Raw genomic sequence first — 14,696 nt, 5'->3', positions numbered from 1 at the left:
GATTTCACAATGACAGCTGCCGCCCATTGTAAAATATAACGGTATAAAAATATTAAACTGTCAAAAATGCGGTTTTGGTGGAAAAAATGAAGAAAACTTCATTGACAATTCTTAATAATTAATGTATAATTAAGGTGATTTTAATTGACTTGCGGATAATATAATGAATTATCATGCGGAATGGGCGCCGCAGGTGTAAAATAATTCATATATCTCCGCAGTAAAAGCACAGGGGTGGAAAACTTGATCAAGAAAAAGAGAATGATCTTAGGCGTCGTTGCTGCTGAGGCAAACAGCATCGAGCAGCGCCAGATCATAAAGGGTATCGCCAGATTTGATCAGTGCGTGGGAATAGATACCATAGTCTTTTCCAACAACTATAATCCCAACGTGAAGGAAAAGGAGCTTTTCTGCGAGAACAGGATATACGACCTTATCCTCTCAGATGAGCTTGACGGGCTTATAGTCATCTCCGAATCCTTTGTCAACGAGGAGCTGAGAAAGATGATCGCCGATTATCTTTCCAGAAAGAATATCCCCATAGTGGTAGTAGGTACATATCTTCCCGAAATGGATCTGCCTCACTGCACCTTCATCAATACCAGCGATGAGAACGATATCGAGGATATCACCGATCACCTTGTTGAGAAGCACGGGTTCACGGAGATAGATATTATCACAGGCTACGATTTTATCGAGGCCTCAAATCTGCGTGTAAACGGATACCGCAAATCCCTCGAAAAACACGGTATCGAATATGACGAAAAGCGCGTCCACTACGGAAATTTCTGGATGAATTCGGGAGAGGAGCTTGCCGAGCGTTATCACAGAGGCGAGCTGAAGCTCCCACAGGCGGTAGTGTGCGCGAATGACTATATGGCTTACGGACTTATCGACAAGCTTGACGAGCTTGGCATAAAAGTGCCCGATGACGTTACGGTAGTGGGTTATGAGTTCGTGGGTGACCGCTTCATGCATAATCCTATCCTCACCACATACAAGCGCAACCGCGAGAGCATAGGCGAGGACGCTGCAAACATGGTGTACAGCCGCCTCAAAAAGAGAGAATTCCTCTTCTCTCCTCCACAGGGCGAGCTCATATGCGGAAACAGCTGTACCTGCGGCATAGACCGTCCTCTTTATACCAGAGAGCTGAAAAATGCAAGGATAAAAAGAGAGTACGATAACTGGAACCTCTTCAATCCTCTCGATCAGAAGCTCACTGAGTGCAGGACGCTCAATGAGTTCATAGATATATGCGGCACCTTCCACTGGCAGGTGAGAGGCATACAGAGCTTCTATCTCTGCCTGTACAAGAACTGGTATGACAGCGAGGCCGATCTCTCGGATATACTCTCCTGTCAGAGCATGGTGAGCTGGGAGAAAAGAACTCCCTTTGATATGCAGAAGTACAACTTCGCAGCTCTGCTGTCAAGGAATTACGAGCCTGCCATATACTACTTCAATCCGCTTTTCTTCAACGACAGACTGTTCGGACATCTGGTGCTGAAGTACCACGATCCCGATACCTATGACGATATCTACCGCAACTGGCTGAAGTCGGTATCCAACGGACTTGAGTTCCTGCGCATGAAGAACGATATCCAGTACCTTACACAGTGCCAGAACCTCTCCGATCTCCGTGATACTCTTACGGGTATGTATAACGATACGGGCATGAGGAAGGCATATCACTCCACAGATATCGAAAATCAGGAAAGCTGCCTTGTGATGATGAGGATAGGCATTTCCAACGCAGGCTTCTATGAGCTCAGCGGAAAGATACCTGCCATAATGGACGCCGCCGAGGCTGTTACCCAGTTCTGCGGAAGCAGCGACATCTGCGGCAGGATAAACGATAATACCTTCGCCTGTATCATACAGGGGGAGACCGATATCGCCCTCCTGGAAAACAGGCTGAATTCCATAATGCTCCAGCACAGCATATATACCGATCAGTACGGCATAGACTCATTTGTGTGCGCAGCTGTAAAGTGTACCGAGAAGTCATACACTAAACTGACGGGGATATGCTCTGATCTGCTTGCCGAGCGCCAGCGTGAGAAGATGGAGATGCGTATGCGTCCCCACTATGAGGATATGCTTCATATCAGGAGCTATATCTACAGCAATCCCCAGGACAGCTTTGAGTCCGAAAAGCTCCAGAAGCTCTATCCCTACAGCGCAGGACACCTCCGCGAGGTATACAAGAAGTGCTTCGGGGTCAGCATACATAAGGACTGCATAAACGCGCGGATGGCAAAGGCAACATACTGCCTGACGGTAACTCCTCTGAGTATGGCGGAGATAGCGGAGCAGTGCGGCTATGTGGACAGCAAGTACTTCCTGCGCCAGTTCCTTGCAACGGTGGGAGTAACGCCCAATCAGTACCGCAATATGGCGAAGTAGGCAGCGCCGTTCCGGGCTGTTAGTCGTCAGCTTTCAGGGGCGGTTATCTGTTGTCCGCGATGATAATGTAATTACAGGGGCGTCCTCGGGGCGCCTCTTTTTATGCAGTGCCATTTCCGTAACGGTAACAATGTATATCTCTTCCTTCCCTTGCCTCTTGAAAGCAGGCAATATACTTTATCACATTAAATCACTGAATGAAGGGAGAAGGGAAGGAAGAGTAAATGTCAGTACCACACCGCCCATGCAGGGATAACGAACATGAACTGCAAAAGCCCGAAAGCTGTTACCGAAATGCTTTCGGGCTTGTTTTATTGTTGCTGCTTGTGGTTTTCAGCAGGTTCATTTGTTGTGACCGCCGCCCTCTTCAAGATAGTCCACTGCCCATTCCAGCTCATAGTCCTCGCCGTCGCGGAATATCTTCATAGCCGCGTCGTAGTCGAGAGGTATGTGGACTTCCACGGGATCACGGCTTACGCCGTCTGCACGGGTGTCGTTATAGGGGGCTCCCGTTTCGTCCAGCACCAGCTGCACGGGATAGGATACGCTTACAATGCTTTTGGACAGTACACATCTTCCGCCTATCATCTGGCCGCTGCCGTTTGGATCGGTAATGCCTGCCAGCGTAACATTGGGGAGCTTTGACAGACACCGCGCCGCGCTGTCGCCTGCGCTTACACAGTTGAGATTTGTCAGAGCCACCACCTTCAGATCGGAAAACTCTCCGTCGCCGCGGATAATGCGCTCCGAGACCTTGACGTACCCGCCGTTCCTGCGTATACCGAGGCACTCGCCGCAGAGCTCCTCATCGGTGAGGAGACTGACCAGGGCGTTTCCTATCTCTCCGCTGCCGCCCATATTGTTTCTCAGGTCAATGACAAGATACTCCATGCCCTGCTCCTTCAGTCTGCGGAGCTTTCTGCGGAACATCTCCTTTGCCCATTTGCTTTCCCCCGTATAGAAGGCGAGCTCGTCACGGACAGAGCCGCCTGAAGTCTCGGCGCTCAGCTGCATATATCCGCATTTGTCGTCAAGCATTCTTGTGCTGAAATTGGACTTCAAGAACTCCGTGAGGTGTTCGGGCCAGCGGAAGAAAAGGCTGTACATCTCGTCGTAGGTATGCTCGTTCTCAATAGCGGAGAGGACAGCAGTCTGCTCCCTGCCCGACTTGTCTATAAACGTGACCTCCACGGTCTCGCCGCCTGTTGCAGACAGAGTTATCAGGGCAAGACGGCGGCCGTTTGATTCAACGGGAGCTCCCTCGGCGGGTATCATTTCCTCGGCGGCCTCCGCAGCGGGTCTGCCGTCCCATTTTGTGATGACGGTGCCGTCGTCTATGCCGACAGCTTTCACCTCGTCCTCGGTGCAGACCGCGATGATATCACCGTTGTCCAGCTGTACCATGGAAAGTCCGTAGTCTGTGAGCTCAAATACGGAATGATACTTATTTCTGTCATAATGCGTGCTTACCTCAACATGGCCGTCGTGGAGCTCGCTGCAGAACAGGGTGACGGCGTCTCCGAACATGGCCTTGTCCTTTTTCCTTTCCGCTTCCTCCACCATGGGCATATATTTATCCTCAAGGGCGTAAAAATCTATCTCCTTCCAGTCCCTGATGACGTAGCTCCTGTCCAGCTCTCTCACCAGAGCATGAAAGGAGCCTGTGTAGCTCTTGCGGGAGAAATTATGGAGCTGATTGGATATAAGGCAGAAACGCAGGGCAAATACTACGGACAATACTGCGGTCACGGTCCCGAATATCCTGTAGCCCTTTTCCTGCTCCGCACACATCATTGGTATGAATGCCAGTACGGATATCAGGTACATGGGAGTGTAATTGCTGAGAAAGCCGTCGGCTCCCGAAACATATATAAAATAGTGTACAGATGTGATGAGAAAGGGGATAAAGCAGAGGTTCTTCCAGCGTTTGAGCCTCTGCTCGTCATACTTCCATTTATGGTGGAGCACGGCCAGTATCAGCATTGTCAGCAGTACAGCGCCGCACCATATCAGAGCTGTTTTATCGGTCCCTGCAAGCGTAAAAAGGACTGTTCCGAAAAAGTTCTTCATATCACGCCTCCTATCATACTGAAATTATACATCAAAATCCATAATGTGTCAATGAAAGAGCCTACGGTCTTTCACGGATAAAAAAAGCCGCAGCACGGTAAATGCTGTGGCTTTTTAAGGGCGGCGTCCTACATATTTATAGAACGGGACGTCGAGGACGCCGTCCCCTACTTAGTTCTTAGCTCTTAGTTCTGTTACTGGTTTGCTCTGCCGAGGAAGGCTGCACCGATGATACCTGCGTCGTTGCCCAGCTTGGCAATAACGATCTCGGTATTCTTGGGAGAGTTGCGTGTGTATACTTCCTTTGCCACAAGCTCCTTCATGGGCAGGAGGAGGGGATCGCCCTCGTTGCATACGCCGCCGCCGATGCAGAGGATATCGGGCTGGAAGATGTTGATGGTATTGGTGATGCCTGCTGCAAGGTACTTGATGTACTTGTCAACAACAGCCTTTGCGTACTTGTCGCCTGCTCTCATGCAGTCGAAGGAGGTGCGTGCGGTCACCTTGCCCTTTTCCTTCTCTGACTGAGCCATTATGCTGTCGGGGTGCTCTGCGATGGCCTCCTTTGTCATGCGGATAAGGCCTGTAGCCGAGGAATAAGCCTCAAAGCAGCCCTTTCTGCCGCATGAGCACTGTGCGCCGTCCACCTCGATAACGGTGTGGCCGATCTCTGCGCCTGCGAAGTTGGAGCCTGCATAGATCTTGCCGTCGATGATGATACCGCCGCCGACGCCTGTGCCGAGGGTGATGCAAACTGCATTTCTTGCTCCCTTTGCAGCGCCTGCCACGAACTCTCCGTAGGCAGCTGCATTGGCGTCATTCTCAATGAATACGGGCTTGTCTATGGTCTCCTGTATGTACTTCACCATGGGAGTGTTCTTGAAGCCCAGATTGTTTGAGTACTCGATGATGCCTGTTTCGCTGTTGGCGATACCGGGAGTACCCACGCCGATCCACTGGATCTGATCCATGGTAAGGTCAGCGTTCTTTACAGCCTCTATAGCCATTCTTGCCATATCGTCGGCGATCTCCTTCTCGGGACGGGGACAATTGGTCTTTGTGCTTGCCTTTGCGATGATGTTGTAATCCTCGTCTACCACACCTGCAACGATGTTGGTGCCTCCGAGGTCGATACCTACATAGTATTTCATTATATATATCCTCCTTATTGGATAGTTGTGACTATGATATCACAATTTCCTTTTATAGCAAATGCGCCTGTTCCCGCGGGAACGAACACGCTTGTGCCCATTTTCAGTTCCAGCCTGTAGTTATCGGCTGTAAGCTCTCCGCCGCTGCCGCCTATCATGAGGACATGGGCGAAGGAGCTTTTATCCGCACAGAGCTCAAGCTCCTTTATGAGCCTGTGGCGGTTCACGTTGAAGTATTTGCAGTCCGCAAGGAGCTGGGTAACTACGCCGTCAAGCTCCATGCCGTAAACGGGCCTGGACGGATCCGAGGACTCGGTATTTGTTACCTCTATAGCCTTTTCTATGTGGAGCTCTCTGGGCTTGCCGTCAGCACCAAGTCTGCCGTAGTCGTATACGCGGTAGGTCACGTTGGAGCTCTGCTGTATCTCGGCTATGAGTATGCCCTTGCCGATAGCGTGGAGAGTTCCCGGCTCAATGAAGAATACATCGCCCTGCTTTACCGGAACGCGGTTCACCTTGTCCATGAGGGTGTTATCCTCGACAGCTCTGCGGAATTCCTCCTTTGTGAGCTTTTCCCTGAAGCCGTATATGAGCTCCGAATCGGGAGCTGCGTCGATGATGTACCACATCTCGGTCTTGCCGTTGTCATTTTCGTACTTACGGGCGTATTCGTCATCGGGGTGAACCTGTACGGACAGGTCGTTCTTTGCGTCTATGAGCTTCACCAGCACGGGGAAGCTGTCTGTGCTGCGGAATTTATTGCCGACGGCTTCGGGGTGGAGCCTTATGAGCTCGCTGAGCTTCATGCCGTCAAATTCGCCGCCCTCTATGACGGATTCGCCGTCGGGGTGGCAGCTGAGCTCCCAGCTCTCCGCAAGACGCTCCTTGTCGCTTTCCTTGCCGAACAGTGTGCGGAGCCTTTCTCCGCCCCAGATATAGTCCTTGATAGGTGCTTTAAGATAGAATGGTCTCACTTGATATCCTTTCCTGTCTTGTCTGCGGACTGTGAAGCGTCCGCCTTTTTTGAGAGCTTTGCGAATTCCCTGTCGAAGTCCTCCGCAGAGCCGTTGTATACATTAAGGTCTATGTGCTCCTCGTCGCCGTGATAGCCTGTGAGAGTGCCCTTGTCGCTGTACTGCCAGAATTTCCAGCTGAGCAGGTCGGGCTCGAAGTTTACGCTTCTTATCCACAGTGGATAGTCGGAGAAGTTTTCCCTGATATACCTGAAATACACGGGGAGAGTGCTGTAGATTATGGGCTTTGTACCGTAGTAGGCCTCCAGCCTTTCAAGGAGTGGACGGAGTATAGCCTCGGTCTCCTCCTGAGAGGGCTTGTTGCTGCGCTTGTCGGCGTAATACTCGATATCAATGACAGGCGGCATATCTATCTCGTCCTTTCCCACGGCGGCTATGAAGTTATCCGCCTGGGTCTCGCCTGCGCTGTCAAAGCTGAAGAAGTGGTAGGCCGACACTCTTATGCCTGTTTCCGCTGCCATGTCAAGATTGCGGCGGACTGACTCGTCCGTGTGTCCGCTGCCCTCGGTGGCCTTTATGAAGGCAAAGGAAACGTCCTGCGCCTCAAGCTCATTCCAGTTTATATCGCCCTGATAGTTTGACACATCGACTCCGAAAACGGGGTACTTCGTCCTGTTTACCTTAGCTGTCGAGAAGAACAGCGACGCTGCCGCAGCAGCTGCCATGAAGGTCACGCCTGTCAGTGCGCATATTATCTTTCGTTTCATTATCCGCATTATACCGAAACAACTCCCCGCGCTCCCGTTTTGTTCTGATAAGGGAGCAGTTAGCTGTATGCTCAAAAAGTCATACAATAATATAATAAACTAAAATGCGGAAATAGTCAACAGTTTTTTTGAAAAAAGGATCAAGAGCTAAGAACCAAGAACTAAGAGCTAAGAACTAAGACAGGATATTTTCAATGCATACAGGAAGTGTATTGATTTTTGCGGGAAGATATGCTATCATTGTTTGGGAAATACTATCACGGGGAGGAAATGTCATGGACTTTGAGGAAGAATACAAAAAGAACAGGACTGCAATGAAAAAGTGCAAAAAAACAGAGACCTTGATATTCATAGTTTTTGCATTAAATATCGCTGTTGCAGGATTTTATCTCTTGTTAGCTATTTCGGGAGATCTGCTCTGTATTATCATTTCCGTTCTCGGACTGGCAGGCTCCGCACTGGGCATTCTGAGCGTACACAAAAAGGATTCCGCCCTTGCCATTGCCGGAGGAGTGCTCATTATTGCGGAGGTAGGCGCCATGTTCTTTTCTGACGGCTTCTCTGTTCTGGGAGTTGTGGAGGTCGCCGTATTCACGTATTTCGCCGTGTATAACTTCCTGAACATAAAGAAGTACAGATGGCTCGAACAGCAGGACGGCTTCCCGAATTTCGAGCCCCGTCTCAAGGAATACGACATGGACAGGGCACAGCGCAGTATAAAAGACCCCTATGCGCAGAAAATGGAAGAAATGAAAGCGAACAACTCCCACGAAATGCAGGAGCTGTGACAGATACCGCAGGCATTATGTCTGCGGCCTTTTTTATGCGCAAAAAAGCTCCGAGGCGGTGAAGCTTCGGAGCGTATATTCATATTATCCCGTAAAGCTGCCTGGGGTCGCGGGGATCGAAGGGGACCAGCCTTCCGCTGCGTGATAGCACCAGTCCGCTGTTGCAGCCCACGGGGGTCAGCGAGAACTTGCCGCCGCGTCTGTGTGCCGCGCGGAAAACGCCGCCAAGCCGTGAATTCACCGTCAGTCCTGCCAGCTGGAAGGTTATGCCCTTCTCGGTTATCTTTATATCCAGCGCAGGCATATCCGCAAAGGGGTGGCAGACCATGCCGTCTGCGGCATAGTGGCCGCGGAGGGGAGTCACCATGGTATCACGGTAAAAACGGTACAGAAGAGCTGCAACGGCCTGCTCGCTGTCGTAAAGGCGTTTTCTTATCTCCTCCTCGGGATTGTTCATGACCTCGGGGATCTCAAGGGCTATCCTTTCGGCGCTGCTGTTCAGTGCGGTGGTGAAGCTGCTGCGCATTGCAAAGCGGCGGAGCTGCGAGTAGCCGATGTGCTGCTCGGCAAGAAATTCGGGGTACATCGCCGCAGCCAGCTCCTCATAGGCTATATGCATGGGGCGCTTCTTTGAGAAGTAGGTCCATTTTACCGCATGGGGCAGGCAGCACATATCGGAAATGAAGTGGACGGCTCTGCCGAGGTAGGCGGCAGCCTGTTTCATAAAGCCTGCGTGGTACATGGTCAGCGCCATGGTGAAGTCCTCCTCGAACATGGTGCGGGCGCTTCTTGCAAAGAGGTCCTTGCCGTTGCGGAAGTAGCCGCCCACAGGGGAGTAAGCCCTGCCTTCGGTGGAGCAGGCGCAGTAATAATGTCTGCCTGCGCCGTTCTCGCGGTCGTCCTTGTCATCGGGGAGCACTGCGTATGGCAGCATGATATCCAGCATAGGGCGTATGAGCTCCTCGGCCTCGGGGGCAGTCTCTGCAAGGAGCTTCATAGCGCGGAGCAGGAGCTCCTGATGTATCTGTGAAGGCGGAAGCTGTTTTTTTGCCTGATATTTTTCAGTGAGAGCGTGAAGAAGATAGGCTGTATTTTTCCATTTATTGTACATTGTTAGCTCCTTTCATAAATCATAATCTGCAGCGTGACGCTGCACCCTTGCCACGTTGTCGCCGGTAAACCCGCTCACAGTCATTGATATCGCTGATCGTACATCGCTTACAGCGCATATCCGTCGCAAATCATCACATTGTAGAGGCGGATATCATCCGCCCGACGATTACAGTCATTTATAATAAACATAAATTCTGCGGACGGCCACCGGCCGTCCCTGCAAGTACTGATTATGATTTACTATAATTATACATCTCAGGGCGGAGAATGTCAATCGGAAAAGAAAAGGACGTTCCGAAGAACGTCCTTTGATATAGCTTATATACGGTTATCAGCCGAGCTCTGCAAAGTACTTGATAGTTCTTACCATCTGTGATGTGTAAGAATTCTCGTTGTCGTACCATGAAACTACCTGAACCTCGTAGAGGCCGTCGCCGATCTCTGCAACCATTGTCTGTGTAGCATCGAAGAGTGAACCGAATCTCATGCCGATAACGTCAGAAGAAACGATCTGATCCTCGTTGTAGCCGAATGACTCGGAAGCAGCAGCCTTCATAGCAGCATTGATGCCTTCCTTTGTTACGTTGTCGCCCTTAACAACAGCTGTAAGGATAGTTGTTGAACCTGTAGGAACAGGAACTCTCTGTGCGCTGCCGATGAGCTTGCCGTTGAGCTCGGGGATAACAAGGCCGATAGCCTTAGCAGCACCTGTGCTGTTGGGAACGATGTTAGCAGCACCTGCTCTTGCTCTTCTGAAGTCGCCCTTTCTGTGAGGACCGTCAAGGATCATCTGATCGCCTGTGTAAGCGTGGATAGTGCTCATGATACCGCTCTGGATAGGAGCATAGTCGTTGAGAGCCTTAGCCATGGGAGCGAGGCAGTTTGTTGTGCATGAAGCAGCTGAGATGATCTTGTCGTCAGCTGTGAGAGTCTTCTCGTTAACGCTGTAAACGATTGTAGGAAGATCGTTGCCTGCGGGAGCAGAGATAACAACCTTCTTAGCGCCTGCGTCGATATGAGCCTGTGACTTGTCCTTTGAGCAGTAGAAACCTGTGCACTCGAGAACAACGTCTACGCCGATCTCGCCCCAGGGAAGCTCTGCAGCGTTAGCCTTTGCGTAGATTGTAAGAGTCTTACCGTCAACTGTGATAGTACCAGCCTCGTCATCAGCTGTAACTGTGTGAAGATTCTCACCGATCTTTCCGCAGTAGCCGCCCTGAGCTGTATCATACTTGAGAAGCTGAGCGAGCATTGAGGGCTTTGTAAGGTCGTTGATAGCAACTACCTCGTAACCGGGAGCATCAAACATCTGTCTGAATGCAAGACGGCCGATACGGCCGAAACCATTAATAGCAACTTTAACTGACATGGGATATACCTCCTAAAAATTTGTATAGTCTTATTATAACGCAACTCGGAAATTTTTTCAAGAGGTTAGATAAAAAAATAACAGAAAATTTGTGAAAAGTGCATATTGTACAAATGCCGCTGTGGGCTCGGCACTGATTTTGTGGCTATTTTCTTTTTTAATACCCGGGGGCAGAGTATTTCATTTTTCTTCCTTTTGTAGTATAATATACTTATTATTATTTGTCTGCGCAATGCAGAGAACGGAGAGCCTATGGATATCAACAATGAACTGAAAGGTTTTTTCGAGAACCCCCTTGCCGGGGAATACATCAGCTGTACGGATAATCTCGTGAGACGTTCCGTTACGGGAATATCCGCGTCCTGCGAGCTTCTGAAGGAGATGACGGACAGACAGGGCGGAAAGGCGGAAAAGGAGCTTATAGACGGCATAATGACCTCCTGCTGCGAGCTCATGCGGAATGTGGAGCTGAGCCGCGTCCTTGCAGGGGGAGCCTCCGGGACGGAGGGAGAGTTCACCACGGTAAGGCTGGACAGCTTCCTGCGGGATCTTGCTGTGAGCTGCGGCGAGAGTACGGGCGGCAGGTGTACCGTGAGAACGGGGGAGCTTCCTGCTTCCTTCGTGCGCACCGACCGCGAGGCGCTGAGCTTCTTGCTGCTGAGCTTCATCAGAAGGCATATCATAGCCTCGGAGACGGGCGAAGCGGACTTTGAGATAAAATGTGGAGAAAACGACAAAAAAGTTGAGCTGAAAATAACGGCTTCAGGGACATTTGTGGACTTTCCGGATATGGCAAGACCCGATTTTTTCAGTGCGTATCACCGTGAGGTGTGCATGGGACTGGCGGAGAGAGCAGGGGCTTCTGCGGAGCTTTCCGAGAGGGCTCTGTCCGTGGTAATACCGCTTCCTGACGGCAATTCGCCCGCTTTGCTGGAGGCTCCCGCGGCGGAGCCCGAAAGGGGCTTTTTCAACCCCTTCAGCCTGATGCTGGCGGATATCTGAGCACAAAAACGACAGGATTGTGACGAAATAGTAAAACTTAGCATATTAGACAGAATAATCTGAAAATTTTGTTGACATTATTCAAAAAAAGTTGTATAATGGATATGTTGAAAAATTTCAATGTTATTTCAGAAAAGATCACTGATCTTTCGGAGAGTGTTTATGAGCAAAAAATATGAGATCGAACGCAAATTCCTTGTGGAGTTCCCCGATGTTTCCGAGCTGGACGTCAAGCGCAGGATAGGCATAATCCAGACCTACCTCAACAGCGTCAACGGCACACAGCGCAGAGTAAGATCGGTGGACGAGAACGGAAGCGTGAAGTACACCTACACGGAAAAGGTGTTCCTGACTCCCGTTACCCGCGAGGAGAACGAGTATGAGATCAGCGGCGACGAGTACCGCAGCCTGCTGAGCCATGACCGAAGGGACTGCCCTCCCGTGGAGAAGGTCCGCTATTGCTTCGATTATCACGATCAGCTTTTCGAGCTGGATACCTATCCCTTCTCGGACAAGCTGGCTATCATGGAGCTGGAGCTCGGCTCGCCCGAGCAGAAGATCGACTTCCCCGACAACGTAAGAGTGCTCAGGGAGGTATCCTCTGACGTGAGATACTCGAATTCAGCCCTTGCAGCAGCAGGCGCTTTCCCTGAACAGCAGATTGGAGAAAAGATCTAATGTCGGAAAAATTCCTCGCCGCAGACAGCCCCGAACAGCTCTCGGCGCTTTTCGGCCAGCTGGACGGCAACATCAGCAGGATACAGAAGGATTTCAACGTGACGGTCGTCAGCAGGGACGGCGGCGTTAAAATAATCGGCGACGGCGATACCGAGGGAGCCGAAAAGGCTCTCCGCGCTATCATGAACATCGCAAAAAACGGCAGCTCGGTCAACGAGCAGACTGTCAGATACGTCACCTCAATGGTGGCGGACGGCGTTGAGGAGCAGCTTCAGGAGCTCGGAGGCGACGGCATATGCGTCACCGCCTCGGGAAAGATACTCCGCCCCCGTACTGTGGGACAGAAGCGCTATACCGACGCCATAAGGAACAATACAATAGTCCTCGGCATAGGCCCTGCGGGTACCGGCAAGACCTACCTGGCAGTCGCCATGGCCGTGAAGGCCTTCCGCGAGCATAAGATAAAGAAGATCATACTGACCCGTCCTGCCGTTGAGGCAGGCGAGAAGCTGGGCTTCCTGCCCGGCGATATGCAGGACAAGGTAGACCCCTACCTGCGTCCGCTGTATGACGCTCTTTTCGATATGTTCGGCGCGGAGAGCTTCGCACGGTATATGGAGAAGGGCATTATCGAGGTGGCTCCGCTGGCTTATATGCGCGGACGCACTCTCGACGAGGCGTTCATTATCCTCGACGAGGCTCAGAATACCACATCGGAGCAGATAAAGATGTTCCTCACCCGTCTCGGAAGCGAGAGCAGGATGGTCATAACAGGAGATATCACCCAGATCGACCTGCCCGATACAAAGAGATCCGGACTGGTGGAGGCCATCAAGGTGCTGAAGGGTATCGACGATATAGAGATACACCGCTTCTCCGAAAAGGACGTGGTGAGACACAGGCTCGTACAGGATATAATCAAGGCTTATGAAAAATATAGTGAAGGGAGAAAGAATAATCATGGCTAAGTTAAAGGTTTACGTCAAGAATAATCAGACAGAGGTGAAGGTGCCCGTAGGTATCAGACTGCTCATCAGAAGATGCTGTCAGGCAGTGCTCACCACCGAGAATTTCGGCAAGGACGCTGAGGTAAGCGTTTCATTCGTCAGCAATAACGAGATAAAGAACCTTAATAAGATATACAGAAACAAGGACGCTGTCACAGATGTACTGTCATTCCCGCTCACAGGGGAGGACGGCACCGTTGAGCTCAATCCCGAGACAGGTGCGGTACAGCTGGGCGACGTTGTCATCTCACTGGAGACTGCCGTAAAGCAGGCTCAGAACTTCGGCCACTCGCTGGAGAGAGAGGTGGGCTTCCTTACAGTACACTCAATGCTCCACCTTCTGGGCTACGACCACGAGACAAGTCAGCTGGATCAGCGCATCATGCGCGAGAAGGAGGAGTCCGTGCTTGAGAAGCTCGGTATCTCAAGAGACGCTACATTCGTTGTGAACGGAGAAAACAACTGATGCCGAGAACAGCTTTCGTCACTATCGCAGGACGCACCAATGCAGGCAAATCCTCCCTCCTCAACGCTATCGTGGGAGAGAAGATAGCCTCAGTCAGCAACAAGCCCCAGACTACCCGCACCCGTATAACGGGTATACGCAATATCGGCGATGTTCAGCTGGTATTCTTCGATACCCCCGGACTCCACAAGCCCGTGAACAAGCTCAGCGAGCATATGCTCAATACGGTGAAGGAGTCTGTCAGCGACATCGACGCGGTGGTTTTCGTTATGGACTGCACCAAGAAGATAAACCAGCAGGAGCTGGATCTGCTGAAGTCCATGAATGCTTCAAAAATGCCCATAATACTGGTGCTCAACAAGATAGATCTGCTCAGGAACAAGGACGAGCTGGCTCCTGTTATCGCCGAACTCACCTCAAAGGTGCAGTTTCAGGCTGTGGTGCCTGTCAGCGTTACGGAAAACAGCGGCGTGGATATAGTCATTGACGAGATAATCGCTCTGTCGGAGGAGTCGGTTCATTTCTTCCCCGAGGATATGATAACCGATCAGCCCGAAAAGGTGCTGGCGGCGGAGATGATACGCGAGAAGCTCCTCATGCTCCTCAGTGACGAGGTGCCCCACGGCATAGCCGTCGGCGTTGAGCAGATGAGCGAGAGAGAGGACAAGGATATCCTCGATATATCGGCTGTTATCTACTGCGAGAAGGAGTCCCACAAGGGCATCGTCATCGGCAAGGGCGGAGCTATGCTGAAAAAGGCTTCCACCGCCGCAAGGATAGAGCTGGAGGACTTCTTCCAGATAAAGGTCAACCTCAAATGCTGGGTGAAGGTCAAGGAGGACTGGAGAAACAGGGAAAATCTCATCAGGAGCTTCGGGCTCTCGGAGAAATGACCTTCCCGA

13 protein-coding genes are annotated in these 14,696 nt (G+C 51.1%); 7 read left to right on the top strand and 6 right to left on the bottom strand.

The features are described 5' to 3' along the window. Window positions 1–243: 243 nt before the first annotated feature. A complete protein-coding gene (locus tag Q0Y65_RS11785) occupies window positions 244–2,409 on the top strand; it encodes a substrate-binding domain-containing protein (RefSeq protein ID WP_297960004.1) in 2,166 nt (721 codons plus the stop codon). A 342-nt stretch (window positions 2,410–2,751) separates the two neighbouring features. On the opposite strand, the gene Q0Y65_RS11780 is transcribed toward Q0Y65_RS11785, so the two are convergent. The 4 genes from Q0Y65_RS11780 to Q0Y65_RS11765 form a co-directional block, all read right to left on the bottom strand. Further along, window positions 2,752–4,479 (bottom strand): S41 family peptidase, encoded by a 1,728-nt coding sequence (locus tag Q0Y65_RS11780; protein ID WP_297960002.1) that lies wholly within the window; start codon window positions 4,477–4,479, stop codon window positions 2,752–2,754. Between the two features lie 194 nt (window positions 4,480–4,673). After that, window positions 4,674–5,630 (bottom strand): ROK family protein, encoded by a 957-nt coding sequence (locus tag Q0Y65_RS11775; protein ID WP_297960000.1) that lies wholly within the window; start codon window positions 5,628–5,630, stop codon window positions 4,674–4,676. Between the two features lie 14 nt (window positions 5,631–5,644). Further along, complete coding sequence (locus tag Q0Y65_RS11770) at window positions 5,645–6,604, bottom strand: type I phosphomannose isomerase catalytic subunit (RefSeq protein ID WP_297959998.1); 960 nt, start codon at window positions 6,602–6,604, stop codon at window positions 5,645–5,647. Beyond that, window positions 6,601–7,371 (bottom strand): GH25 family lysozyme, encoded by a 771-nt coding sequence (locus Q0Y65_RS11765; protein WP_297959996.1) that lies wholly within the window; start codon window positions 7,369–7,371, stop codon window positions 6,601–6,603. Before Q0Y65_RS11765 ends, Q0Y65_RS11770 begins: the two co-directional genes overlap by 4 nt. Before the next feature lie 275 nt (window positions 7,372–7,646). Between Q0Y65_RS11765 and Q0Y65_RS11760 the strand changes: the two genes are divergently transcribed. Further along, window positions 7,647–8,159 carry a hypothetical protein gene (locus Q0Y65_RS11760; protein WP_297959994.1) on the top strand — a complete coding sequence of 171 codons (513 nt, stop codon included), beginning with the start codon at window positions 7,647–7,649 and terminating at the stop codon, window positions 8,157–8,159. Window positions 8,160–8,238: 79 nt separating this feature from the next. Here the strand turns inward: Q0Y65_RS11760 and Q0Y65_RS11755 are convergent, their stop codons facing one another. Both Q0Y65_RS11755 and gap read right to left on the bottom strand, forming a co-directional pair. Continuing rightward, window positions 8,239–9,270: a zinc dependent phospholipase C family protein gene (locus Q0Y65_RS11755; RefSeq protein ID WP_297959992.1), complete on the bottom strand. Its 1,032-nt coding sequence runs from the start codon at window positions 9,268–9,270 to the stop codon at window positions 8,239–8,241. A gap of 333 nt (window positions 9,271–9,603) precedes the next feature. Beyond that, window positions 9,604–10,641 (bottom strand): type I glyceraldehyde-3-phosphate dehydrogenase, encoded by a 1,038-nt coding sequence (gene gap, locus Q0Y65_RS11750; protein WP_297959989.1) that lies wholly within the window; start codon window positions 10,639–10,641, stop codon window positions 9,604–9,606. A 252-nt stretch (window positions 10,642–10,893) separates the two neighbouring features. Here gap and Q0Y65_RS11745 point away from each other — a divergent pair, with 252 nt between their 5' ends. The 5 genes from Q0Y65_RS11745 to era all read left to right on the top strand — a co-directional run bounded on the left by Q0Y65_RS11745 (window position 10,894) and on the right by era (window position 14,687). After that, the gene (locus tag Q0Y65_RS11745) at window positions 10,894–11,643 is read left to right on the top strand and encodes a hypothetical protein (protein ID WP_297959988.1); all 750 of its coding nucleotides are present in this window, start codon (window positions 10,894–10,896) and stop codon (window positions 11,641–11,643) included. A gap of 162 nt (window positions 11,644–11,805) precedes the next feature. After that, a complete protein-coding gene (locus Q0Y65_RS11740; protein ID WP_297959986.1) occupies window positions 11,806–12,321 on the top strand; it encodes a CYTH domain-containing protein in 516 nt (171 codons plus the stop codon). Next, window positions 12,321–13,289, top strand: a complete 969-nt coding sequence (locus tag Q0Y65_RS11735) for a PhoH family protein (RefSeq protein WP_297959984.1) — start codon at window positions 12,321–12,323, stop codon at window positions 13,287–13,289. The genes Q0Y65_RS11740 and Q0Y65_RS11735 overlap by 1 nt, the downstream gene beginning before the upstream one ends. Then, the gene (gene ybeY / locus Q0Y65_RS11730) at window positions 13,282–13,794 is read left to right on the top strand and encodes an rRNA maturation RNase YbeY (RefSeq protein ID WP_297959982.1); all 513 of its coding nucleotides are present in this window, start codon (window positions 13,282–13,284) and stop codon (window positions 13,792–13,794) included. The genes Q0Y65_RS11735 and ybeY overlap by 8 nt, the downstream gene beginning before the upstream one ends. Next, window positions 13,794–14,687: a GTPase Era gene (era, locus tag Q0Y65_RS11725; protein ID WP_297959980.1), complete on the top strand. Its 894-nt coding sequence runs from the start codon at window positions 13,794–13,796 to the stop codon at window positions 14,685–14,687. Before ybeY ends, era begins: the two co-directional genes overlap by 1 nt. Window positions 14,688–14,696: the final 9 nt, after the last annotated feature.

The organism is uncultured Ruminococcus sp., from assembly GCF_947301925.1.
GTDB lineage: Bacteria > Bacillota > Clostridia > Oscillospirales > Ruminococcaceae > Ruminococcus.
Note: the sequence above shows the minus strand (reverse complement) of the source record. Positions and strands in the feature narration are given on the sequence as shown.